16 protein-coding genes and 6 tRNA genes are annotated in these 23,324 nt (G+C 67.4%); 5 read left to right on the top strand and 17 right to left on the bottom strand.

The annotated features are described in order from the left end of the window. The first annotated feature begins 51 nt into the window (after nt 1-51). Entirely contained in the window at nt 52-2,319 is a 2,268-nt protein-coding gene (locus tag AC07VX_RS20260; protein WP_493166266.1) for a heavy metal translocating P-type ATPase, read from the top strand. A 45-nt stretch (nt 2,320-2,364) separates the two neighbouring features. Here the strand turns inward: AC07VX_RS20260 and AC07VX_RS20255 are convergent, their stop codons facing one another. From AC07VX_RS20255 to AC07VX_RS20240, 4 genes are all read right to left on the bottom strand, one after another. Next, nucleotides 2,365-3,318: an NAD(P)H-dependent flavin oxidoreductase gene (locus AC07VX_RS20255; RefSeq protein WP_493166267.1), complete on the bottom strand. Its 954-nt coding sequence runs from the start codon at nt 3,316-3,318 to the stop codon at nt 2,365-2,367. A 64-nt stretch (nt 3,319-3,382) separates the two neighbouring features. Next, nucleotides 3,383-5,170, bottom strand: coding sequence for an acyl-CoA dehydrogenase (locus AC07VX_RS20250; RefSeq protein ID WP_493166268.1), 1,788 nt, complete (start codon nt 5,168-5,170; stop codon nt 3,383-3,385). Between the two features lie 78 nt (nt 5,171-5,248). Next, nucleotides 5,249-6,181, bottom strand: coding sequence for an electron transfer flavoprotein subunit alpha/FixB family protein (locus tag AC07VX_RS20245; RefSeq protein WP_493166269.1), 933 nt, complete (start codon nt 6,179-6,181; stop codon nt 5,249-5,251). A gap of 21 nt (nt 6,182-6,202) precedes the next feature. After that, nucleotides 6,203-6,952 (bottom strand): electron transfer flavoprotein subunit beta/FixA family protein, encoded by a 750-nt coding sequence (locus AC07VX_RS20240; RefSeq protein ID WP_493166270.1) that lies wholly within the window; start codon nt 6,950-6,952, stop codon nt 6,203-6,205. A 172-nt stretch (nt 6,953-7,124) separates the two neighbouring features. Here AC07VX_RS20240 and murI point away from each other — a divergent pair, with 172 nt between their 5' ends. Beyond that, complete coding sequence (murI, locus tag AC07VX_RS20235) at nt 7,125-7,955, top strand: glutamate racemase (protein WP_493166271.1); 831 nt, start codon at nt 7,125-7,127, stop codon at nt 7,953-7,955. Nucleotides 7,956-7,965: 10 nt separating this feature from the next. On the opposite strand, the gene AC07VX_RS20230 is transcribed toward murI, so the two are convergent. The 12 genes from AC07VX_RS20230 to AC07VX_RS20175 all read right to left on the bottom strand — a co-directional run bounded on the left by AC07VX_RS20230 (nt 7,966) and on the right by AC07VX_RS20175 (nt 19,087). Beyond that, nucleotides 7,966-8,053: transfer RNA gene (locus tag AC07VX_RS20230), tRNA-Leu, on the bottom strand. 69 nt (nt 8,054-8,122) lie between these two features. Next, nucleotides 8,123-8,198: transfer RNA gene (locus AC07VX_RS20225), tRNA-Gly, on the bottom strand. 48 nt (nt 8,199-8,246) lie between these two features. After that, nucleotides 8,247-8,322 (bottom strand) — tRNA-Gly (locus AC07VX_RS20220). Nucleotides 8,323-8,333: 11 nt separating this feature from the next. Continuing rightward, nucleotides 8,334-8,407, bottom strand: a tRNA-Cys gene (locus AC07VX_RS20215). A gap of 75 nt (nt 8,408-8,482) precedes the next feature. Further along, a tRNA-Gly gene (locus AC07VX_RS20210) sits at nt 8,483-8,558 on the bottom strand. Between the two features lie 133 nt (nt 8,559-8,691). Beyond that, the gene (lon, locus tag AC07VX_RS20205) at nt 8,692-11,106 is read right to left on the bottom strand and encodes an endopeptidase La (RefSeq protein ID WP_493166272.1); all 2,415 of its coding nucleotides are present in this window, start codon (nt 11,104-11,106) and stop codon (nt 8,692-8,694) included. 71 nt (nt 11,107-11,177) lie between these two features. After that, nucleotides 11,178-12,449 carry an ATP-dependent Clp protease ATP-binding subunit ClpX gene (gene clpX / locus AC07VX_RS20200; RefSeq protein WP_493166273.1) on the bottom strand — a complete coding sequence of 424 codons (1,272 nt, stop codon included), beginning with the start codon at nt 12,447-12,449 and terminating at the stop codon, nt 11,178-11,180. Nucleotides 12,450-12,574: 125 nt separating this feature from the next. Beyond that, entirely contained in the window at nt 12,575-13,183 is a 609-nt protein-coding gene (clpP, locus tag AC07VX_RS20195) for an ATP-dependent Clp endopeptidase proteolytic subunit ClpP (protein WP_493166274.1), read from the bottom strand. A gap of 111 nt (nt 13,184-13,294) precedes the next feature. Beyond that, nucleotides 13,295-14,608 (bottom strand): trigger factor, encoded by a 1,314-nt coding sequence (gene tig, locus AC07VX_RS20190; RefSeq protein ID WP_493166275.1) that lies wholly within the window; start codon nt 14,606-14,608, stop codon nt 13,295-13,297. Between the two features lie 31 nt (nt 14,609-14,639). Further along, a tRNA-Leu gene (locus AC07VX_RS20185) sits at nt 14,640-14,726 on the bottom strand. A 137-nt stretch (nt 14,727-14,863) separates the two neighbouring features. Then, complete coding sequence (locus AC07VX_RS20180) at nt 14,864-18,043, bottom strand: efflux RND transporter permease subunit (RefSeq protein WP_493166276.1); 3,180 nt, start codon at nt 18,041-18,043, stop codon at nt 14,864-14,866. Between the two features lie 12 nt (nt 18,044-18,055). Next, a complete protein-coding gene (locus AC07VX_RS20175; RefSeq protein ID WP_493166277.1) occupies nt 18,056-19,087 on the bottom strand; it encodes an efflux RND transporter periplasmic adaptor subunit in 1,032 nt (343 codons plus the stop codon). A 240-nt stretch (nt 19,088-19,327) separates the two neighbouring features. Between AC07VX_RS20175 and hpnC the strand changes: the two genes are divergently transcribed. The 3 genes from hpnC to hpnE are packed head-to-tail and all read left to right on the top strand — an operon-like array spanning nt 19,328 to nt 22,271. Beyond that, nucleotides 19,328-20,152 (top strand): squalene synthase HpnC, encoded by an 825-nt coding sequence (gene hpnC, locus AC07VX_RS20170; protein WP_493166278.1) that lies wholly within the window; start codon nt 19,328-19,330, stop codon nt 20,150-20,152. Next, entirely contained in the window at nt 20,149-20,997 is an 849-nt protein-coding gene (hpnD, locus tag AC07VX_RS20165) for a presqualene diphosphate synthase HpnD (protein ID WP_493166279.1), read from the top strand. Before hpnC ends, hpnD begins: the two co-directional genes overlap by 4 nt. Further along, on the top strand, nt 20,961-22,271 hold the full coding sequence (hpnE, locus tag AC07VX_RS20160) for a hydroxysqualene dehydroxylase HpnE (protein ID WP_493183944.1): 1,311 nt from the start codon (nt 20,961-20,963) through the stop codon (nt 22,269-22,271). The genes hpnD and hpnE overlap by 37 nt, the downstream gene beginning before the upstream one ends. Here the strand turns inward: hpnE and AC07VX_RS20155 are convergent. After that, on the bottom strand, nt 22,211-23,314 hold the full coding sequence (locus AC07VX_RS20155) for a TIGR03790 family protein (protein ID WP_493166281.1): 1,104 nt from the start codon (nt 23,312-23,314) through the stop codon (nt 22,211-22,213). The genes hpnE and AC07VX_RS20155 overlap by 61 nt on opposite strands. Nucleotides 23,315-23,324: the final 10 nt, after the last annotated feature.

Here is a 23,324-nt window from a genome sequence, read left to right as displayed (position 1 = left end):
CTGGAGCTGCTCCAGGGATTCCAATAGCCACAACAGCGCTACGACAAGCCCATGAGCTCCCACGATCACGCCCACACCGGGCACCGGCACGACGACCATGACCACCACCATCATGGCCACGACCACGCCCATGAACACGCCCCCGCAACGACGGCCTGCTGCCACGGCAGCGCTTGCGCCACCACCGCCGCACCCCCGCCCGCCCCGGCGCCGGCGGGCGGGCTGCTGCTGCGCATCCCCGCGATGGACTGCCCCACCGAGGAAGGCCAGATCCGCCGCGCGCTGGAGGGGGTGGCCGACATCCGCCACCTGCACTTCGACCTGCCGGCGCGCGCACTGACCGTCCACGCACCGTCGTCGTCGTGGAACGACATCAACGCTGCCATCGCCCGCGCCGGCTTCAAGACCGAGACGCTGTCGGCCCCGCCGGCTGCCGAAGAAACGGCCATGGCCCGGCGCGCCGAACTCCTGCGCCTGGTGGCCGCGCTGGCAGTGGCGGTGGGCGCCGAGTTGCTGCACTTCTTCGCGCCCGATGACATCGCCTGGCAGGCCGCCGGCATGGCCATCGCTGCGGCTGCGATCGCGCTGTCGGGCCTCGCCGTGTTCCGCAAAGGCCTCGCGTCCCTCGCGCACGGCCGGCTCAACATCAACGCGCTGATGTCGGTGGCGGTCATAGGCGCCTTCGCCATCGGCCAATGGCCCGAAGCCGCCATGGTGATGGCGCTGTACTCGCTGGCCGAGCTGATCGAGGCCCGCTCGGTCGAGCGGGCGCGCAACGCCATCAGCGGCCTGCTGGCGCTGTCGCCCACGCAGGCCGAGGTGCGCCGGCCCGATGGCAGCTGGACGCGGGTGGAAGCGAAGGCCGTGGCCGTGGGGGCCACGGTACGCGTGAAGCCGGGCGAGCGCCTTGCGCTCGATGGCCGTGTCACGGCCGGGCAAGGGGCGGTCGACCAGTCAGCCGTCACCGGCGAAAGCATGCCGGTGGACAAGGCGCCCGGCGACGAGGTCTTCGCCGGCACCATCAACCAGAGCGGCTCGCTGGAGTTCGAGGTCACCAAGCCGGCGGGGGACACGCTGCTCGCGCGCATCATCCACGCCGTCGAGGCCGCGCAGGGCCAGCGCGCGCCCACGCAGCGCTTCGTCGACCGCTTCGCCGCCATCTACACGCCCGCCGTCTTTCTGCTGGCGCTGGCGGTGGCCTTCGGCACGCCACTGCTGCTGGGCTGGCCGTGGCCCACCGGCATCTACAAGGCGCTGGTGCTGCTCGTCATCGCCTGCCCCTGCGCGCTGGTCATTTCCACGCCGGTCACGGTGGTCAGCGGGCTGGCCGCGGCGGCACGGCGCGGCATCCTCATCAAGGGCGGGGTGCATCTGGAAGAAGCGCGCAAGCTCAAGGTGCTGGCACTGGACAAGACCGGTACGCTCACCGAGGGGCGCCCCAGGCTCGTCGCCCAATGCATGCTCACAGCCGACATGCCGCAGGACCGCGTGCTGCGTGTCGCGCGCAGCCTCGCGGCGCGGTCCGACCACCCGGTCTCCAAGGCCGTGGCCGCCGCGCTGGAAGTCGAAGCGCTGCCGGTGCACGACTTCGGCGCCGAGCCGGGCCTGGGCGTGCATGGCCGCGTCGACGGGCTGGATGCGACGCTGGGCAACCACCGCTGGATTCACGAACGCGGCCTGTGCTCGCCCGAACTGGAGGCGCTGATGCAGCAGCACGAGGCCCAGGGCCGCACCGTGTCGCTGCTGGCCGACGGCAGCCACGCGCTCGCCCTCTTCGCCGTGGCCGACACCGTCAGGGCCACGAGCCGCGAGGCCGTCGCCCAGCTGAAGGCGATGGGCGTTCGTTCCGTCATGCTCACGGGCGACAACCCGTCCACGGCGCAGGCCATCGCGCAGCAGGTGGGCATCACCGACGTGCAGGCCAACCTGCTGCCGCAGGACAAGCAGCAAGCCGTCGCCGCGCTGGGCCGGCACGGTGCGGTGGGCATGGTGGGTGACGGCATCAACGATTCGCCCAGCCTCGCGGCAGCCGCCATCGGCTTCTCGATGGGCGCCACCGGCACCGACACCGCCAAGGAGACCGCCGACGTGCTCATCATGAACGACGACCTGCTCAAGGTGCCGGAAACCATCCGCCTGTCCCGACGAACATGCGCCGTGCTGTGGCAGAACATCGCGCTGGCGCTGGGCATCAAGGCCGTGTTCTTCGTGCTGGCCGTGTTCGGCAGCGCGACGATGTGGATGGCCGTCTTCGCCGACATGGGCGCCAGCCTGCTGGTGGTGTTCAACGGGCTGCGGCTGCTGCGCGGAGCGCGATGAAAAACGGCCGCCCGAGGGCGGCCGTCATGTCGGCGAGGCCGGCAATCAATTCAAGGCCAACCTGGCACGGGCCGCAGCGTACTCGCGCTTCAGCCGCCCGATCAGCTCGGCCGCCGGCAGCACCTGCTTGACCGCGCCGATGCCCTGGCCGCTGCCCCAAATGTCCTTCCAGGCCTTGGCCGCGCCGCCGCCGAAGTTCATCTTGCTGGGGTCGCTCTCGGGCAGGTTCTCCGGGTCCAGGCCCGCCGCCACCACCGAGCCGCGCAGGTAGTTGCCGTGCACGCCGGTGAAGAGGTTGCTGTAGATGATGTCGTCGCTGTTGCTGGCGACGATCATCTCCTTGTAGGCGTCGCTGGCGCGCGCCTCAACGGTGGCGATGAAGGCCGAGCCGATGTAGGCCAGGTCCGCACCCATGGCTTGCGCCGCCAGAATGGCGTCACCCGTGGCCATGGAGCCCGACAGCGCCAGCGGGCCGTCGAACCATTCGCGGATCTCGTGGATCAGCGCGAAGGGGCTCTTCACGCCCGCATGGCCTCCCGCGCCCGCCGCCACCGCGATGAGGCCGTCGGCGCCCTTCTCGATGGCCTTCTTCGCGAACTTGTTGTTGATGATGTCGTGCAGCACGATGCCACCCCAGGCGTGCACGGCCTGGTTGACGTCCTCGCGCGCGCCCAGCGAGGTGATGATGATGGGCACCTTGTACTTGGCGCACACCTGCATGTCGTGCTCCAGCCGCTCGTTGCTCTTGTGCACGATCTGGTTGATGGCGAAGGGCGCGGCCGGCCTGTCGGGGTTGGCGCGGTTGTAGGCGGCCAGGGTCTCGGTGATCTCCGCCAGCCATTCGTCGAGCAGCTCTGCGGGCCGGGCGTTCAGCGCCGGCATGGAGCCGACGATGCCGGCCTTGCACTGCTCGATGACGAGCTTGGGGTTGCTGATAATGAACAACGGCGAGCCGATGACCGGCAGCGGCAGGTTCTTCAGGATGGGAGGCAAAGCCAATTCAGTCTCCAGATCGGTTGAGGTCGGAGCACGCGCCTTGCGCGTGGTCCAACCCGCAAGGTCATCAGAACGCTTCGATCGGCAGCGCGGTGACACTGTCGGCGCCGCCGACGATGGCCGCACGCAGCGCGCCGGTACGCGGCAGGATGTGTTCGGCGTAGAAGCGGGCGGTCGTGATCTTGGCTTCCATGAAGGCCTTGTCAGTCGCCAAGGCGTCTTCAGCGGCCATCAGCGCGCGCGCCAGCTGCCAGCCGGCGACGAGGTTGCCCGCCAGCATCAGATAGGGCACCGAGCCGGCATAGGCGGCGTTGGGGTTGCCCTTGGCTTCAGCCGCGATGAAGTCGACCACGGCGAGGAAGTCCTCGCGTGACGCGCGCAGGGCCTTGGCGACCGCCTTGGCGGCGGCGCTCTCGCGCCTGGCGAGGGCAGCCTCGGTGACTTCGATCTGGCCGGCGATGCCGCGGGCCAGCTGGCCGCCGTCGCGCGAGGTCTTGCGGCCGACGAGGTCGTTGGCCTGGATGGCCGTCGTGCCTTCGTAGATGGTCAGGATCTTGGCGTCGCGGTAGTACTGGGCCGCGCCGGTCTCCTCGATGAAGCCCATGCCGCCGTGCACCTGCACGCCCAGCGAAGTGACCTCCAGGCTCATCTCGGTGCTGTAGCCCTTCACCAGCGGCACCATGAAGTCGTAGAAGGCTTGGTTCTGCTTGCGGGCCTCGGCATCAGGATGATGGTGGGCCGCGTCGAAGGCGGCAGCAGCGGTGCTCGCCATCGCGCGGCAGCCTTCGGTCAGCGAGCGCATCGTCATCAGCATGCGGCGCACGTCGGGGTGGTGAATGATCGCGGCGCTGCCGGCCACCGAGCCGTCGACGGGGCGTGACTGCACGCGGTCCTTGGCGTAGGCGACGGCCTTCTGGTAGGCGCGGTCGGCGATGGCGATACCCTGCAGGCCGACGCCGTAGCGGGCCGCGTTCATCATGATGAACATGTACTCCAGGCCGCGGTTCTCCTGGCCGATCAGCGTCCCGATGGCGCCGCCATGGTCGCCGAACTGCAGCACGGCGGTCGGGCTGGCCTTGATGCCCATCTTGTGTTCGATGGACACGCAGTGCGCGTCGTTGCGCGCGCCCAAGCTGCCGTCGGCATTCACCAGGAACTTGGGCACGAGGAAGAGGCTGATCCCTTTCACGCCCTCCGGCGCGCCGGCCACGCGGGCCAGCACGAGGTGGACGATGTTCTCGGCCATGTCGTGCTCGCCGTAGGTAATGAAGATCTTGGTGCCGAAGATCTTGTAGGTACCGTCAGGCTGCGGCTCGGCGCGGGTACGCACCAGCGCCAGATCCGAGCCGGCTTGCGGCTCGGTGAGGTTCATCGTGCCCGTCCAGGAGCCGTCCAGCAGCTTGGGGATGAAGGTGGCACGCTGCTCATCGCTGCCCGCGGTCAGCAGCGCCTCGACGGCGCCGTCGGTCAGCAACGGGCACAGCGCGAAGCTCATGTTGGCCGACTGCAGCATCTCGTTGCAGGCCGCGGCGATGGTCTTGGGCGCGCCCTGGCCGCCGAATTCAGGCGGATGCACCAGACCCTGCCAGCCGCCTTCGGCATAGGCGCGGAACGCCTGCTTGAAGCCGGGCGTGGTCGTGACGACGCCGTCCTTCCAGCTCGAGGGGTTCTTGTCGCCCTCGAAGTTCAGCGGCGCGATGACGTCCTGGGTCAGCTTGGCGCATTCCTCCAGCACGGCACCGGCGGTGTCCAGGCCGAAGTCGGCGAAGGCGGGGATCTGTTCGGTCAGGGTCTCCAGGCCAGCAAGGTGCTGGATGTTGAAGAGCATGTCCTTGACGGGGGCTTGGTAACTCATTTGTTCCTCCAGGTGGAGACAAAAAGGGCGCCGCGACAGACGAAGTCGGGGCGCCCGAGGTGCGGTTGGCGCGTGGATTTACAGCGCGTTGACGAGTTCCGGCACGGCCGTGAACAGGTCGGCTTCCAGGCCGTAGTCGGCCACCGAGAAGATGGGCGCTTCCGGATCCTTGTTGATGGCGACAATGACCTTGGAGTCCTTCATGCCGGCCAGGTGCTGGATGGCGCCGGAGATGCCGCAGGCCACATACAGCTGGGGCGCGACGATCTTGCCGGTCTGGCCGACCTGCCAGTCGTTGGGGGCGTAGCCGGCGTCCACGGCGGCGCGCGAGGCGCCCAGGGCTGCACCCAGCTTGTCGGCCAGCGGCGTCAGCACTTCCATGAACTTGTCGTTCGAGCCCAGGGCGCGGCCGCCGGACACGATGATCTTGGCGGCGGTCAGCTCGGGCCGGTCGCTCTTGGTGACCTCCCGGCCGACAAAGCTGCTCTTGCCGGAGTCGGCGGCAGCAGCGGCCGACTCGACGGCGGCCGAGCCACCGGTGGCAATGGCCGGGTCGAAGCCGGTCGTACGCACGGTGATGACCTTGGTGGCGTCGCTGCTCTGCACGGTGGCGATGGCATTGCCGGCGTAGATCGGGCGCTCGAAGGTGTCAGCGCTGACAACCTTGGTGATGTCGCTGATCTGGCCCACGTCCAGCAGCGCGGCCACGCGCGGGGCGACGTTCTTGCCGGCGGCGGTGGCGGGGAAGAGGATGTGGCTGTAGCCCGGGGCCAGCGCGATCACCTGTGCGGCGACGTTCTCGGCCAGGCCTTCGGCCAGGGCGGCCGAGTCAGCATGCAGCACCTTGGCGACACCGGCGATCTGCGCGGCAGCGGCGGCAGCGGCGCCGGCGTTGTGGCCGGCCACCAGCACATGCACATCGCCACCCAGGGCGGCGGCGGCGGTGACGGTATTCAGCGTGGCGGACTTCAGGGTGCCGTGGTCGTGTTCGGCAATGACGAGTGCGGTCATCTCAATATCTCCGGGATTTGGTTAGATGACCTTGGCTTCGGTCTTCAGCTTCGTCACCAGCGTGGCGACATCAGGCACCTTGACGCCGGCACCGCGCTTGGGCGGCTCGCTGACCTTCAGCGTCTTGAGGCGTGGGGCGACATCCACACCCAGGTCGGCCGGCTTGACGATGTCGAGCTGCTTCTTCTTGGCCTTCATGATGTTGGGCAGCGTCACGTAGCGCGGCTCGTTCAGGCGCAGGTCGGTCGTCACGACGGCCGGCAGGCTCAGGGCCACGGTCTCGAGGCCGCCGTCCACTTCGCGGGTCACATTGACCTTGTCGCCGGCCACCTCCACCTTGGAGGCGAAGGTGCCTTGCGGCATGCCGGTCAGCGCGGCCAGCATCTGGCCGGTCTGGTTGCAGTCGTCATCGATGGCCTGCTTGCCGAGGATGACGAGGGAAGGGCCTTCCTTGTCGACCAGCGCCTTCAGCAGCTTGGCGACGGCCAGGGGCTGCAGTTCGGCGTCGGTTTCCACCAGGATGGCGCGGTCGGCGCCGATGGCCATGGCGGTGCGCAGGGTTTCCTGGCACTGCGTGACGCCGCAGGACACGGCGATCACCTCGGTGACGGCGCCTTTCTCCTTCAGGCGCACGGCCTCTTCGACGGCGATCTCGTCGAAGGGGTTCATCGACATCTTCACATTGGCAATGTCGACGCCCGTGCCGTCACTCTTGACGCGCACCTTGACGTTGTAGTCGACGACGCGTTTGACAGGAACCAAGACCTTCATCGAAAACTCCAGCTCGAATTGACGTAAACGTTAACTAGATTCTACGGGCGCTCCGCACCGGCGACGCGCGCAAAAAAGCACGATCGTTCGATTCTAGCCAGAGGTCCGGCGGCACCGGCAGAAGTCTTTTTGGGGAGGCCTCTCAAATCACGAAGCTAGACTGCTCGCGCCCATGCAGATTGACCCCTCTTCACGCCGGGAAATCGGCGTCTTCGACTCCGGCGTCGGCGGCTTCACCGTGTTGCGCGAACTGCGCCGCCTGCTGCCCACAGCCCGCCTGCGCTACCTCGCCGACACGGCCTACGCCCCCTACGGCAACCGCAGCCCCGAGGACATCCGCGCGCGCAGCTTCGCGGTCACCGAACATCTGATCGAGCAGGGTGCCGGACTCATCGTCGTTGCCTGCAACACGGCCACGGCCCACGCCATCGAGGCCCTGCGCGCGCGCTGGCCAGCCATGCCCTTCGTCGGCACCGAGCCGGGCATCAAACCCGCTGTCATGGCCACGCGCAATGGCCGTATCGGCCTGCTGGCCACGCCATCCACGGCCGCGAGCAGCCGCCTGCGTGCGCTGATCGAACGCCATGCCGGCGATCGCCAGGTCGTCGTGCAGGGCTGCCCCGGCGTCGTCGACCGCATCGAAGCCGGCGATCTCGACAGCGACGAACTGCGCGCCCTCGTCGCGCAACACTGCGAGCCGCTGCGGGCGGCCGGCGTCGACACGGCGCTGCTGGGCTGCACCCACTACCCGCTGATCGAACCGATCTGGCGCGCCGCCCTCGGCCCAGGCGTGCAGCTGCTGCGCATTGAGACCGCCGTCGCTCGCCGCGCCGTCGACCTCTGGACGCAGCAGCCGGACGATCAGCCCACCCTCGACATCGAAACCAGCGGCGATCCGGCAGCACTGCATGGCTGGATCGAGCGTGTGCTTGGCTGGCGAGAGCCGACGGTGCACGCCTGGAAGCCCGAAAACACGAACGGCCAGCAGACGCTGACCGTTTGAGAAGGCGCTTTGGTGCCCGGGACGGGACTTGAACCCGTACGCCTGTTGAGGGCGGCGGATTTTAAGTCCGCTGCGTTTACCGATTTCGCCACCCGGGCAGCGGGCGGGATTATCCGGGCCGCGGAAAAGAAAACGGGAGACTCGATCGCTCGAATCTCCCGTGAACTTGGAGCGGGTAACGAGGCTCGAACTCGTGACCTCAACCTTGGCAAGGTTGCGCTCTACCAACTGAGCTACACCCGCGCATTTCGAACAGCCTCGCGGCTGGACATCGGTGCGACCGATTTTTACTGGAGCGGGTAACGAGGCTCGAACTCGTGACCTCAACCTTGGCAAGGTTGCGCTCTACCAACTGAGCTACACCCGCATGGTGCGTTTTGGAGGCGCGATCCGGAGTCGAACCGGACTAACCGGATTTGCAATCCGGGGCATAACCGCTTTGCTATCGCGCCGCCGTAAAACCCAAGCCAAAGCCGTTGGTGCGGCTTTGACGAAAAAGGGAAGCCGGGGCTTCCCTTTTGAAAAACTGGAGCGGGTAACGAGGCTCGAACTCGTGACCTCAACCTTGGCAAGGTTGCGCTCTACCAACTGAGCTACACCCGCCGCATTGCCTGACGCAATCGCTTACGCAATGTTGTCTGCAATTTCTCTAGATCGTTCGGATTTCTCTCTGCGATCTAGCGAAGCTGGCATTGTAATCCAATTTTTAGTCGGATGACAAGCCAGCTGCACTTCTTCAGTGAGGGACCGCCGAGCTCTTGGCAGCGCCCTCTTCCGGCTTGGCCGCGGCGACGGGGACTTCCTCGTCCGGCAGCGGGGTCGGCACGGACTCCAACGCCACTTCCAGCACGCGCTCGATCCAGCGCACGGGCACGATCTCGAGCTGGTTCTTCACGTTCTCCGGGATGTCCTGCAGGTCCTTGACGTTCTCTTCCGGGATCATCACGGTCTTGATGCCGCCGCGGTGAGCCGCAAGCAGTTTCTCCTTTAGGCCGCCGATCGCCGTGACTTCGCCGCGCAGCGTGATCTCGCCGGTCATGGCTACGTCAGCGCGCACAGGAATGCCGGTCAGCGCCGACACGAAGGCCGTCGTCATCGCGGCGCCCGCGCTCGGACCGTCTTTGGGCGTGGCGCCATCGGGCACGTGGACGTGCACGTCACGCTTCTCGAAGACCTCGTCTTTGATCCCCAGGCGGCGGGCGCGCGAGCGCACCACCGTACGAGCAGCCTCGACGGACTCCTTCATCACGTCGCCCAGCGAACCGGTACGGATGATGTTGCCCTTGCCCGGCATGGCCGTGGCTTCGATGGTCAGCAGATCGCCGCCCACCTCGGTCCACGCGAGACCGACCACCTGGCCGACCTGGTTCTTCTTCTCGGCGCGGCCGAAGTCGTACTTGCGCACGCCGAGGAAGTCGTTGAGGTTGTCCTCGGTCACGACGACCTTGCCTTCGTAGGTCTTGAGCTGGATGCCCTTGACCACCTTGCGGCAGATCTTGGACATCTCGCGTTCGAGCGAGCGCACGCCGGCTTCCCGCGTGTAGTAGCGGATCACGCCACGGATCGCGGACTCGGTGACTTCGAGCTCCTCGTCCTGCACGCCGTTGTTCTTGCGCTGCTTGGGCAGCAGATAAGTCTGGGCGATGTTGACCTTCTCGTCCTCGGTGTAGCCCGACAGGCGAATCACTTCCATCCGGTCCAGCAGGGCCGGCGGGATGTTCATCGAGTTGGACGTGGCGACGAACATCACGTCGGACAGATCGAAGTCGACCTCGATGTAGTGGTCACCGAACGTGTGGTTCTGCTCGGGGTCCAGCACCTCCAGCAGCGCCGACGACGGATCGCCGCGAAAGTCCATGCCCAGCTTGTCGATTTCGTCGAGCAGGAACAGCGGGTTGCGCGTGCCGACCTTGGTCAGCGACTGCAGCACCTTGCCCGGCATCGAGCCGATATAGGTGCGGCGGTGGCCGCGGATCTCGGCTTCGTCGCGCACGCCGCCCAGCGCCATGCGCACGAACTTGCGGCCGGTGGCGCGCGCCACGCTCTGACCGAGCGAGGTCTTGCCGACGCCCGGGGGACCGACCAGGCACAGGATGGGCGCCTTGAGCTTGTCGACGCGCTGCTGCACCGCGAGATATTCGAGGATGCGGTCCTTGACCTTCTCGAGGCCGTAGTGATCTTCGTTGAGCACGTCCTCGGCGTTCTTGAGGTCGTGCTTGATCTTGGTCTTCTTGCTCCAGGGCAGGTTGACCAGCGTATCGATGTAGTTGCGCACCACCGTCGCTTCGGCGGACATGGGCGACATCAGCTTGAGCTTCTTCAGCTCTGCGTCGGCCTTCTTGCGCGCCTCCTTGGGCATCTTGGCGGCGAGGATCTTCTTTTCGAGCTCCTCCATGTCGGCGCCTTCTTCGCCGTCGCCAAGTTCCTTCTGGATGGCCTTGACCTGCTCGTTCAGGTAGTACTCGCGCTGGCTCTTCTCCATCTGGCGCTTGACGCGGCCACGGATGCGCTTTTCGACCTGCAGGATGTCGACCTCGTGCTCAAGCAGGTCGAGCAGCTTCTCCAGGCGCTTAGCCACGTCGGCCAGGTCCAGCACGGCCTGCTTGGCGTCGAGCTTGAGCGGCAGGTGGGCCGCGATGGTGTCGGCCAGACGGCCAGGATCGTCGATGCCGCCGATGGACGTGAGGATCTCGGGCGGGATCTTCTTGTTGAGCTTGACGTACTGGTCGAACTGCTGCGTCACAGCACGGCGCAGGGCCTCGACTTCGGGCGCGTGCTCGGTCTCGGGCGGGATGGGCGTGACTTCGGCAACGAAGTGCTCACCCGGCTCGGTAATCGAGCTGGTGGTGGCGCGCTGCAGGCCCTCGACGAGCACCTTCACGGTGCCATCGGGCAGCTTCAGCATCTGCAGGATGCTGGAAACGCAGCCGACCTCGAACATGTCTTCGGCCTTGGGCTCGTCCTTGCCGGCGGCCTTCTGGGCCACCAGCATGATCTGGCGACCGGCTTCCATCGCGGCCTCAAGCGCCTTGATGGACTTCGGACGCCCGACGAACAGCGGGATGACCATGTGCGGGAAGACGACGACGTCACGCAGCGGCAGCAGCGGCAGCGTGATCGGGTCGGCGGGAAGGATGGGATGTCCGGACATGAAGACCTCTCTTTCTCAGGCCGACTTGGGGCCTGAGGGGGCGATTGCAAGCGGATAAGAAGGCTGGTGGCTCAGGCGCTGGCCTTGGCTTGCTCGCGGTAGACCAGCAAGGGGCGTGCCGTTGCGTCCTCGATGTTGTGCTCGTCCAGCACGACCTTCTCGACGCCGTCCAGGGCGGGCAGGTCGAACATGGTGTCGATCAGCGACTGTTCCATGATGGATCGCAGGCCGCGCGCGCCGGTCTTGCGGGCCAGGGCCTTGCGGGCGATGGCGGCGAGCGCCGGCTTGCGGATCTCGAGTTCCACGCCATCCATCTCGAACAGCTGCTGGTACTGCTTGACGAGGGCGTTCTTGGGTTCGGTCAGGATCTGGACCAGCGCGTCTTCGGTCAGCTCGCCCAGCGTGGCGACGACGGGCAGGCGCCCCACCAATTCGGGGATGAGGCCGAACTTGATGATGTCCTCGGGCTCGACCTCGCGGAAGACTTCGCCGACCTTCTTGTCGCTCTTGCTCTTCACCGTCGCGCCGAAGCCGATGCCGGACTTCTCGCTGCGATTCTGAATGACCTTCTCCAGGCCATCAAAGGCGCCGCCGCAGATGAACAGGATGTTGGTCGTGTCGATCTGCAGGAAGTCCTGGTTGGGGTGCTTGCGGCCGCCCTGCGGGGGCACCGAGGCCATCGTGCCTTCGACAAGCTTGAGCAAGGCTTGCTGCACGCCCTCACCGGACACGTCGCGCGTGATGGAGGGGTTGTCGGCCTTGCGGGAGATCTTGTCGATCTCGTCGATGTAGACGATGCCGCGCTGCGCACGCTCGACGTCGTAATTGCAGTTTTGAAGCAGCTTCTGGATGATGTTCTCGACGTCCTCGCCCACGTAGCCGGCTTCGGTCAGCGTCGTCGCGTCGGCGATCACGAACGGCACGTTCAGCAGGCGCGCCAGCGTCTGCGCCAGCAGCGTCTTGCCGGAGCCGGTGGGGCCGATCAGCAGGATGTTGCTCTTGGACAGCTCGACCGAATCCTTGGCCGTGCTCATGTGGCGCAGGCGCTTGTAGTGGTTGTAGACCGCCACGGCCAGCGTGCGTTTGGCGACGTCTTGGCCGATGACGTACTGATCGAGGCTGGCCTTGATCTCGCTCGGCACGGGCAGGTCCGACTTTCCGACACGCGCAGCCGGGGCCGGAGCGGGAATCTCGTCGCGGACGATGTCGTTGCAGAGCTCGATGCACTCGTCGCAGATGAAGACCGACGGGCCGGCGATCAGCTTCTTGACCTCGTGCTGGCTCTTGCCGCAGAAGGAGCAGTACAGAACTTTCTCGCTGGAGGTGCCTTTTTTCTCGGCCATGAAACTGCTCGATGAAGAGGCGGGATGCCTCGAATGATGATAGTCCAAACGATCCAGGGGCCCTCGTGGGGATAAGGGCCCCAATTTGGCGGCGAATCCGGGGGCCGGTCACGGCCCCTCACAACTCAGGGCCGGTGTTCCAGCACCTGATCGATCAGGCCGTAAGTCTGGGCCTCGGCTGCGGACATGAAATAGTCGCGCTCGGTATCCGACTGGATTTTCTCCAGCGTCTGGCCCGTGCGCTCGGCCAGGATGCGATTGAGGGTCTCGCGAGTCTTCAGGATTTCACGCGCATGGATTTCAATATCCGTCGCCTGGCCCTGCGCACCGCCCAGCGGCTGGTGGATCATGACCTTGGCGTTGGGCAGCGAAAAGCGCTTGCCCTTGGCGCCGGCCGACAACAGGAAGGCGCCCATACTGGCCGCCATGCCCATGCACAGCGTCGACACCTCGGGCTTGATGAAGTTCATCGTGTCGAAGATGGACATGCCCGCCGACACGCTCCCGCCCGGGCTGTTGATGTAGAGCGAGATTTCCTTGTCGGGGTTCTCGCTCTCCAGGAACAGCAGTTGGGCAACGACGAGATTGGCCACCGCATCATTGACCGGGCCGACCAGAAAGACGATGCGCTCGCGCAGCAGGCGCGAGTAGATGTCGTAGGCGCGCTCGCCGCGACCCGACGTTTCGATGACCATGGGCACGAGGCCGAGATTGCTGGTGTCGAGAGCGCTCATTCAGATCCTTGAAAACAAATTCAGCAACAACCGTTATGGGGGCGGATTATGGCCACGCAAGCAAAAAGGCGCCGGCCTTGCGGCGCGGCGCCTTCGTGAGGCGATGGGCTCTCAGTTGCCCTGGGCCATCAGCTCGTCGAACGGCAGGGCCTTGTCGTTCACCTTGGCGGTGGCCAACACGAAGTCCGTGACGTTGTTCTCGACGACGACAGCCTCGACCTCGGCCATACGCTCGCGGTCCGTCAGGTACCAGCGCATCACTTCGGCGGGCTTCTCGTAGCTCTGCGACAGCTCTTCGATGTGCGCCTGCAGCTGGGCCGGCTTGGCCTGCAGGTTGTTGGCACGCACCAGCTCGGCGACGACCAGGCCAAGGCGCACACGGCGCTCGGCCTGGGGCTTGAAGATGTCGGCCGGGATCTCGGCCTTGTCGGCATCCTTGACGCCACGCTTCTTCAGGTCCTCGCGCGCCTGGCCGACCATGCGCTCGGCCTCGCCCTGCACCAGGGCGTTGGGCACGTCCAGCTCGGAGACGGCCACCAGGGCGTCCATCACGGCGCCCTTGTTGCGAGCCAGCACGCGGAACTTCACTTCGCGCTCGAGGTTCTTCTTGATGTCGGCGCGCAGGCCTTCGACCGTCGCATCCTTGATGCCCAGGGACTTGGCGAACGCCTCGTTCACTTCGGGCAGGTGCTGGGCTTCGATCTTCTTGACCGTCACCAGGAAATCGGCTTCCTTGCCGGCCACGTCCTTGCCGTGGTAATCCTCGGGGAACTGCAGCGGGAAGGTCTTGCTCTCGCCCGACTTCATGCCGCGCACGGCCGCATCGAACTGCTCCAGCATCTGGCCTTCGCCGATGAGGAACTGGAAGCCCTCGGCCTTGCCGCCGGCGAAGGGCTCGCCGTCGATCTTGCCTTCGAAGTCGATGGTGACGCGGTCGCCAGCCTGGGCCACGTCGGCGGCCGGGCGCTGGGCGAAGTTGCGACGCTGCTTGCGCAGGATCTCGACGGTCTTGTCGATGGCTTCGTCGGTCACGTCGCTGGTGACGCGCTCGACTTCAGCGGCGGCCAGGTCGCCGATCTTGACTTCGGGGTAGACCTCGAAGGTGGCGTCGAAGGCCATCTGGCCTTCGGGGGCCTGCTCCTTCTGCTCGATGCGCGGAGCACCGGCAACGCGCAGTTGCGCTTCGTTGGCGGCGGTGTTGAAGGCGGCGCCGAGCTTGTCGTTGACGACCTCGTACTGCACCGAGTAGCCGTAGCGCTGGGCGACGACGTTCATCGGCACCTTGCCGGGGCGGAAGCCGTCGGCCTTGACGGTGCGGGCCAGCTTCTTCAGGCGGGCTTCGACTTCGCTGTTGATGTCAGCGGCCGCAACGTGCAGAGTGATGCGGCGTTCCAGCTTTTCAAGGGTTTCGACGGTGACGGCCATGATGGACTCGGGAACAGTTGAAGGACAGTGGTGGTGCGCGGGGCCGGACTCGAACCGGCACGCCCGTGAAGGCGTCAGGACCTAAACCTGGTGCGTCTACCAATTTCGCCACCCGCGCGGTCTGGGTTGGGCTGCTTTGATCAACAAATGGATTCAGCAACCCCGTAGGCGATTCGGCAAACCGGCGATTGTAGCGACCTCGCGCGGCCTGCCCGCCGCCCCGGTCCACGGGGCGGCAAAACCCTGACGAAACCGTCAGCTCGGGTCAGGCACTTCGCTATCGACGAAGCGGCTGTGCAGGCGGCTGTGCTCCTCGGGCCGCTGCACGCGGAACCAGGCCGCATACATGGCCGGCAGGGCCAGCAGCGTCAGCACCGTGGCCACGATAAGGCCGCCCATGATGGCCACGGCCATCGGCCCCCAGAACACGCTGCGCGACAGCGGGATCATGGCCAGCACGGCCGCCGCCGCCGTCAGCACGATGGGGCGGAAGCGCCGCACGGCCGACTCGACGATGGCCGACCAGTCCGGCACACCGCGGGCGCGGTCCTGCTCGATCTGATCGATCAGGATGACTGAGTTGCGCATGATCATGCCCATCAGCGCGATGACGCCCAGCAGCGCGACGAAGCCGAAGGGCCGGTTCAGCACCAGCAGCGCCATGGCGACGCCGGCGATGCCCAGCGGGCCGGTCAGGAAAACCAGCATCGCGCGGCTGAAGCTCTGCAGTTGCAGCATCAACAGCGTGAAGGTGATGAAGAGCATGACCGGCACGCCGGCCGCGATGGAGCCTTGGCCCTTGCTGCTTTCCTCCACGGCACCGGCGATGTCGATGCGATAGCCGGTGGGCATCTGCTTCTGCAGTTCGTCCAGCTTGGGCCAGACTTCCTTGGTCACCGTCGCGCCCTGCAGGCCTTCGGCCACGTCGCCCTGCACCGTGACGGCGTACATGCGCCCTTCGCGCCACATGACGCCCGGCTCCCAGGCGAACTCGACCTTGGCGATCTGCGTCAGCGGGATGGCGCGGCCGGTGCTCGTCGGCACGTAGGCGTTGGCGATGTCCGTGATCACGGCGCGCTCGTCCAGCGGCTGCCGCAGCACGATGTCGATGAGCTTGTCGGCCTCGCGGTACTGGCCGATGACGGTGCCCGACAGCAGCGTGCGCGCCGACTGCGCCAGGCTCTGGCTGGTGACGCCCAGCGCCCGCGCCTTGTCCTGATCGACGTTCAAACGCAGCGTCTTGACGTTCTCGTTCCAGTTGTCGTTGACGCCGCGCATGTTGGGGCTGGCGCGCAGGATGTCCTTGGCCTTGTCGGCCCAGTCGCGCACGATCCTGGGGTCGGCGCCGCTGACGCGGAACTGCACCGGGTAGGGCACGGGCGGCCCGTTGGGCAGCAGCTTCACGCGGCCACGCGCCTCGGGAAATTCTTCGGCCAGCACGGCCGGCAGGCGCTTCCTGAGTTCCTCGCGCTCAGCCAAGCTCTTGGGCACGAGGATGGACTGCGTGACGTTGGCCTGCGGGAAGATCTGGTCCAGCGGCAGGTAGAAGCGCGGCACGCCGGAGCCGACCCAGGTCGTCACGGTGGCGATGCTCGGCTCCTTGAGCATGCGCGCCTCGAAGCGCTTGGCAAGAAGCTCCGTCTCCTGGATGGTCGACCCCTCTGGCAACCACAAGTCGACCAGCACCTCGGGGCGGCTGGAATCCGGGAAGAACTGCTGCTGCACCCGGCCCATGCCGACGATGCCCAACGCGAACACCAGCAGCGTGATGGCAATGGTCTTCCAGCGGTTCTCCACGCACCAGCGCACCACGCCGCGGAAGCGGTTGTAGAAGGGCGTGTCGAAGAGCTCGTGCACCTCGCCTTCGGCCGCCGGCTTGGCCTTGAGCAGCAGCGCGCCCAAGTAGGGCACGAAGTAGACCGACACCACCCACGAGATGATCAGCGACGCCGCCGTCACCGCAAAGATCGCGAAGGTGTATTCGCCCACCGTCGACTTGGCCAGGCCGATGGGCAGGAAGCCCACCGCCGTGATCAGCGTGCCGGTCAGCATGGGCATGGCCGTCACGTCGTAGGCGAAGGTGGCGGCGTGCATCTTGTCGTAGCCCTCTTCGAGCTTGCGCACCATCATCTCGACCGCAATGATGGCGTCGTCCACCAGCAGCCCGAGCGCGATGATCAGCGAGCCCAGCGAGATCTTGTGCAGGCCCACGCCCCAATAGAACATCGTCGTGAAGGTGATGGCCAGCACCAGCGGGATGGTGATGCCGACGACGAGGCCGGGCCAGATGTCGATTCGCAGCGGCCGCGTGTGCAGGCCCAGCGAGATGAAGCTCACGGCCAGGACGATGACGACGGCCTCGATGAGCACATGCACGAACTCGCCGACCGAGGTCGTCACGGCCTTGGGCTGGTCCTGGATCTGTTCGAGCTGGATGCCGGCCGGCAGCTCACGCTCGACGGCCTTCAGCGCCACGCCCAGCGCCTTGCCCATGGCGATGATGTCGCCGCCCTTTGCCATGGACACGCCCAGTGCCAGCACCTCCTTGCCCTGGTGGCGCACCTTGGTGGCCGGTGGGTCCACATAGGCACGCTTGATCTCGGCGATATCGCCGAGGCGCATCTGGCTGGCAACGCCGGTCTGAGGATTCACGGCGCGGATGGGCACCTCGGCCAGCGCCTGGGCCGTCGTGAACTGGCCCTGCACACGGATCTGGAAATTCGCGCTGCCGGCGTTCAGCACGCCCGCGCCTTCGACGGCGTTCTGCGCGCCGATCTGGTTGATGACCTGGCTGAAGTCCAGGCCCAGTTGCGCCAGCCGCTTCTGCGAGACCTCGATGAAGAGCTTCTCCGGCTGCACGCCAAAGATCTCCACCTTGGCCACGTCCTTCACCTGCAGCAGCGCCTGACGCACGCGATCAGCGTGCTCGCGCAACTCCTCGCGGCTGAAGCCGTCGGCGGACAGCGCATAGATGGAGCCGTAGACGTCGCCGAACTCGTCGTTGAACACCGGCCCCAGCACACCCTGCGGCAGCGTGGCGCGCAGGTCGCCGATCTTCTTGCGCGTCTGGTACCAGAGGTCAGCCACCTCCTTGGGCGGCGTGTTGTCCTTGACCTGGAAGACCGTCAGCGACTCACCCGGCTTGGTGTATGAGCGGATCTTGTCCGCATGGTTCACCTCCTGCAGCGTCTTCTCGATCTTGTCGGTGACCTGGTCGGCCATCTGCTGCGCCGTGGCACCGGGCCAGAAGGCCTGGATGACCATGGCGCGGAAGGTGAACGGCGGGTCTTCGTCCTGGCCGAGCTGAAAGTAGGCGACGAAGCCCATCAGCATCAGCACCACCATCAGGTAGCGCGTCAGGGCCGGATGCTCCAGCGCCCAGCGAGAAACGTTGAAGCCGCCCACCTGGGGCTGTTTGGTGATCGGGGAGTTCATGCGCGGCCCCGCTCAGCGTGAGGCGGCGGAAGGAGCGGGAGCGGCAGGCGCAGCGATGGTGCGCGGCGGCACATAGCGCTTGACCTTCTGACCAGGGCTCAGCACATGCACACCGGCCACGACGACCTCCTGGCCGGCAGCCAGGCCGCCCGCGATGACCACGTCGTTGCCCTCGGCCCCTCCCACCTGCACGGGCACGGGCTTGACGGTCATCGACGCGCCGTCCAGCGCCCACACCGAGGTCTTGCCCCCCTGCTGCAGCACGGCGGCCAGCGGCAGCTTGATGACGCCGGCCATCGGCGGCAGGTCCAGAACGACGGTGGCGGACTGGCCTAGCCTGACATCCAGCTTGCCGGCGTCGGCCTTGATGAGGAAGGTGCGCGTGACCGGGTCAGCCGCGGCAGCGACCTCGCGCAGCGTCAGCGGCCAGGTCTTGTCGCCCCCCCACAGGCGCACCTTCAGTGCGCCGGGCAGCCCCGCGGCGGCCTTGACGCGGGCGACCTGGTCCTCGGGCACCGAGAAGACAATGTCGCGCGGACCGTCCAGCGCCACGCTGACCACCGGCGTGCCAGCAGCCAGAACCTGGCCGGGCTCGGCGTTGATGCCGGTGACGACGCCGGCGCCGTCGGCGAGCAGTTGCGCATAGCCAGCCTGGTTGCCCTGCACGTCAGCCTGGGCCTTGGCCTGCTCCAACTGGGCCTGGGCCGCCTTGAAGGCCGAGTCGCGGCGCTCCAGCTCGGCAGCGCTGATGAAACCCTGGCGCTGCAGATCGACGAAACGCTTGTAGTCCTGCCCGGCCTGGTCCCGGTTGGTGCGTGCCGCCATGACGGCCGCGCTCGCGGCGGCCTCGGCCAGCTTCAGGTCCTGGGCATCGATGCGCGCCAGCACTTGACCCGCCTTGACCGCGTCACCGAGGTTGACGGCCCGGCTCAGCAGCTTGCCGCTGACGCGGAAGGACAGCCGCGACTCGACCCGCGCCTTCACCTCGGCCGCATACTCATGGCTGGCGCTCGCGCTGCCGGTGCTGACGAGCTGGGTGCGCACTGCCCGCTCCGGCTCGGGCGCGGCGGCTTGCTTTCCGCAAGCCGAAAGCAGGGCCGCCAACAGCAAGGGCGACGCGAGACGCAGAAGATGGGGCATGCAAACCTCGGCAGGGGTGAAGCGGCCGGCCTGAAATTTAATGACCGGCGGGTCAGTAATGTATTCAGACCCTGTGACAACTGTCAAATCTCGCAGAATTTCGCTGGTACAGCGCGGCTTTGCAAGCGGAACTTGAGAAAAAGCTTGAGCGTCGACCATTACGAGAACTTTCCCGTTGCGTCCGTGCTGTGCCCGCCGGCGCTGCGGCAGGCCGTCGTGGCGATCTATCACTTCGCCCGCACCGCCGACGATCTGGCAGACGAGGGCGAGGCCAGCACCGCCGAGCGCGCGCAGGCCCTGCGCGACTACCGTGCCGACCTGGCCGCCACCGTTGCCGGCCGGGTGCCCTCGCCGCGCTGGACAGGCGTCTACACGCCGCTGGCCCGCGAGATGCCTCGGCTGCAGCCAGCACTGCTGCACGACCTCATCGACGCCTTCGAGCAGGACCTGACCCCGCCGCGCTACCGCGACCGCGACCACCTGCTGGACTACTGCCGCCGCTCGGCCAACCCGGTCGGCCGCCTGCTGCTGGGCCTGCACGGCGTGAACGACGCGCTCTCGCTGCGTCGCTCGGACGCGGTCTGCTCCGCGCTGCAACTCATCAACTTCTGGCAGGACTTAAGCCGCGACGGGCCCAATGGCCGGCTCTATGTGCCGCAGATGGATCTCGACCGGCACGGCGTCACCGCTGCCGACCTGCTGGCCTGCCGCGACAGCCCGGCTGCGCGGGCGCTGATCGCCGACCTCTGCACCTGGGCGCGTGCGCTGATGCTGGAAGGCGCGCCGCTGGCCCGCACCCTGCCCGGCCGCTCCGGCTGGGAACTGCGCTTCGTCGTGCAGGGCGGCCTGCTGATCCTGGACAAGATCGCCGCCCGCGGTTGGGACAGCCTGCTGCACCGCCCCGCGATCAGGGCCTGGGACCTGCCTCGGCTGGCCTGGCGCGCATTCACAATGCGGGCCGCACCATGAGCCCCGAACAATACGTCCAGGAAAAAGCCGCCGCGAGCGGCTCCAGCTTCTATTACGCCTTCCTCTTCCTGCCGCCGCCGCGGCGGGCGGCGATCACGGCCTTCTATGCCTTCTGCCGCGAGGTGGACGACGTCGTCGACGAGACGCAGGACGCCGGCGTCGCCGCGACCAAGCTGGCCTGGTGGCGCAAGGAGGTGGCCAGCGCCTTCGCCGGCCAGCCCAGCCACCCGTGCATGAAGGCGTTGATGCCGCACACGGCCGCCTACGACATCCGCCTCGACCACCTCAACGCCGTCATCGAAGGCTGCGAGATGGACCTGCAGCAGACGCGCTATCTCGACTACCCCGGCCTGGCCCGCTACTGCCATCTGGTGGCCGGCATCGTCGGCGAGGTCGCCAGCGGCATCTTCGGCCGCACGCAGCCGCAGACGGTGGACTACGCCCACAAGCTGGGCCTAGCCATGCAGCTCACCAACATCATCCGCGACGTCGGCGACGACGCGCGCCGCGGCCGCATCTACCTGCCGGTGAACGAGCTGCAGCAGTTCGGCGTCAAGGCCAACGAGATCCTGCTGCGCAGCAAGCCCTGGGGCTACAGCGAGCGCTTCACGGCGCTGATGAAGTTCCAGGCCGAACGCGCGCATCGGCTCTATGACGAAGCGATCGCCCTGCTGCCCGAGGCCGACCGGGCCGCCCAGAAGCCCGGGCTGATGATGGCCAACATCTACCGCGCGCTGCTCGTCGAGATCGAACGCGAGAACTTCCAGGTACTGCACCAGCGCATCGCGCTGACCCCGCTGCGCAAGCTGTGGATCGCGATGAAGACGAATTGGCGCGGCAGGTGAGCCGCGTCGCCATCGTTGGCGGCGGCTGGGCCGGCATCGCGGCTGCCGTCGCGCTGGCCGATGCCGGCCACGACATCACCGTCTTCGAGATGGCGCCCCAGCTCGGCGGCCGGGCGCGCAGCGTTGCGGGAGAACCTCCATACGACAACGGCCAGCACATCCTGATCGGCGCCTACCGCGACAGCCTGGCGCTGATGCGGCGCCTGGGCGTCGATCCTGAGGACGCGCTGAAGCGCATGCCGCTGGCCCTGCCCTACCCCGGCGAGCCCGGCCTGCGCCTGCCGCCGGGCCCGCCGCTGATCGCCTTCGCCCGCGGCGTGCTCGCGCACCGCGGCTGGCCGCTATCGGCGCGGCTAGGCCTGCTGGTGGCCGCCGGCGGCTGGCTGGCACGCGGCTTTCACTGCGACGCGCGGCTGAGCGTGGCCGAGCTGTGCGCGGGCCTGCCCGAGCCGGTGAAGCGCGACCTCGTCCAGCCGCTGTGCGTCGCCGCGCTCAACACGCCGGCGCCTCAGGCCAGCGCCCGGGTCTTCCTGCGCGTGCTGAAGGATGCCCTCTTCAGCGGCGCCGGCAGCGCCGACCTGCTGCTGCCAGGGCGGCCGCTGTCCGAGCTGCTGGCCGGCCCGGCCGCCGCCTGGCTGGGCGAGCGCCTGCGCCTGGGCCGGCGCGTGCAGGCCATCGAGCCCTGCTGGCGGGTCGACGGCGAGGTCTTCGACGCGGTCGTGCTGGCCTGCACCAGCGTCGAAGCGGCCCGGCTGGCCGCCAACGTGGCGCCGCACTGGGCCGCCACCGCCCAGTCCCTACGCTTCGAGCCCATCATCACCGTCTACCTGAACAGCCTCGGCAGCACCCTGCCCTCGCCGATGCTGGCGCTGCGCGACGGGCCGGATGCGCCGGCCCAGTTCGTCTTCGACCATGGCGCCCTCGGCGGCGCGCCCGGCCGCTTCGCCTTCGTCGTCAGCGGCGCGGCGCCCTGGGTGGCGCACGGCGGCTGCGCCGAAGCCGTACTCGCCCAGGCCAAACGCGAGCTGGGCTGGGCCACGCCCCCGGTCATCGACAAGGTGCTGACCGAGAAGCGCGCAACCTTCGCCTGCACCCCCGGCCTGCAACGCGCTCCGGCGCGCATCGCGCCGGGCCTGTGGGCCGCGGGCGACTATGTCGACGGTCCCTACCCCGCCACGCTGGAAGGCGCCGTGCGCGCCGGCCTGGCAGCCGCTCAGGGGATTGGCACGGGCGCGAAAGGCGCCGCCAGCGGTTCGCCGACGAACACGCCCTGAGCCGGCCAGGCCACGCTGTGCCAGTAAGCCTCCAGCGCGCTGACGCCCTGCGCGTACGCCTGGATCAGCATCTGGGGGTGAGGGAACTTCTGCAGGTGGTTGCAAGGCTCGCTGGCGGCGCCGTAGCTGGCCGTCGCGCCAGCGTCTATCCAGTCAAGGATGTTCATCTGGCCCTCGCCGGCCGGCTTGTCGAGCAGGCCGCCATGGGAGGTCAGATGATCGGCCAGCGCGCCGGGCAGCCACTCGCCACCTAGCGGCGCCGGCACGCGCGCCAGGCCGGTCTGGTAGACGAGGATGCGGCGCATGGCCGGCAGCGCATCGCTCCTCACCCGTGCGACCTCGAAGCCGGCCACGCCCGGCACCGGCCCAGCCGGCGGGAACAGCCGTTCGCGGACATTGCGCGCCGCGTCGGGCGTCGCGGCCAGGTAGGCCACGGCCGGCTCGGTCGCCCCTGCCGCCAGCGTGTGATCGGAGGCCATGCCGCGCTCGATCATGGCCATGGCCGCTGGCACCGAGCGCGCCGCCAGCTGCATCGTCGGCCGCAGGCCGATGACCAACCAGGGCCTGGCGCCGAAATAGCTCGTGTAGCCGCTGGAGCGGGTAGCCGCACAGCTGTTGGAGCACAACTCGGGCTGCAGTCCCATGCCGAGGGCACCGGTCAGCGAATTGCAGTCGACCGCATAGGGCTGCACCCAGGCCAGGGCGAGGCCGTTGACGTTCTCGGGCATCTGACTGCGGATGGCCTGGTCCAGCGCCGTGAACTCCTCGCGCGTGAGGCTGGGGCGCACGGGCAGATGCACGCGCAGGACCTGCTCGGCCGGGATGCCACGGCGCCTGGCGTAGTACTCGCCCACGGCGACGGAGTAGGCATCGGCCGTATTGATGACGAGGCCCAGCTCGTTGGCCGTGATGCGGCCGTACAGCTTGGGTACGCGCATCCAGCGGGCCTCCAGTCCGGCGCCCGGTGCCGAGTCGGCGGCTGAAGCCGCCCCCGTCAGGGCCAGCAGCAGCCCAGCCAGGGCTTGCCATCTGCCGAAGCTCACTCTCGCCATA

The sequence above is a fragment of the Roseateles sp. GW821-FHT03B02 genome, from assembly GCF_059421025.1.
The sequence above is the reverse complement of the archived record's forward strand: the minus strand, read 5'-3'. Positions and strand labels throughout refer to the sequence as shown.

Bases quoted from the DNA above. Each gene is read 5' to 3' on its own strand.
- AC07VX_RS20180 (WP_493166276.1), bottom strand. From the start codon at position 18,043: ATGAACTCCCCGATCACCAAACAGCCCCAGGTGGGCGGCTTCAACGTT.
- hpnD (WP_493166279.1), top strand. From the start codon at position 20,149: ATGAGCCCCGAACAATACGTCCAGGAAAAAGCCGCCGCGAGCGGCTCC.
- clpP (WP_493166274.1), bottom strand. From the start codon at position 13,183: ATGAGCGCTCTCGACACCAGCAATCTCGGCCTCGTGCCCATGGTCATC.
- lon (WP_493166272.1), bottom strand. From the start codon at position 11,106: ATGTCCGGACATCCCATCCTTCCCGCCGACCCGATCACGCTGCCGCTG.
- AC07VX_RS20260 (WP_493166266.1), top strand. From the start codon at position 52: ATGAGCTCCCACGATCACGCCCACACCGGGCACCGGCACGACGACCAT.
- AC07VX_RS20250 (WP_493166268.1), bottom strand. From the start codon at position 5,170: ATGAGTTACCAAGCCCCCGTCAAGGACATGCTCTTCAACATCCAGCAC.
- AC07VX_RS20245 (WP_493166269.1), bottom strand. From the start codon at position 6,181: ATGACCGCACTCGTCATTGCCGAACACGACCACGGCACCCTGAAGTCC.
- AC07VX_RS20240 (WP_493166270.1), bottom strand. From the start codon at position 6,952: ATGAAGGTCTTGGTTCCTGTCAAACGCGTCGTCGACTACAACGTCAAG.
- murI (WP_493166271.1), top strand. From the start codon at position 7,125: ATGCAGATTGACCCCTCTTCACGCCGGGAAATCGGCGTCTTCGACTCC.
- tig (WP_493166275.1), bottom strand. From the start codon at position 14,608: ATGGCCGTCACCGTCGAAACCCTTGAAAAGCTGGAACGCCGCATCACT.
- clpX (WP_493166273.1), bottom strand. From the start codon at position 12,449: ATGGCCGAGAAAAAAGGCACCTCCAGCGAGAAAGTTCTGTACTGCTCC.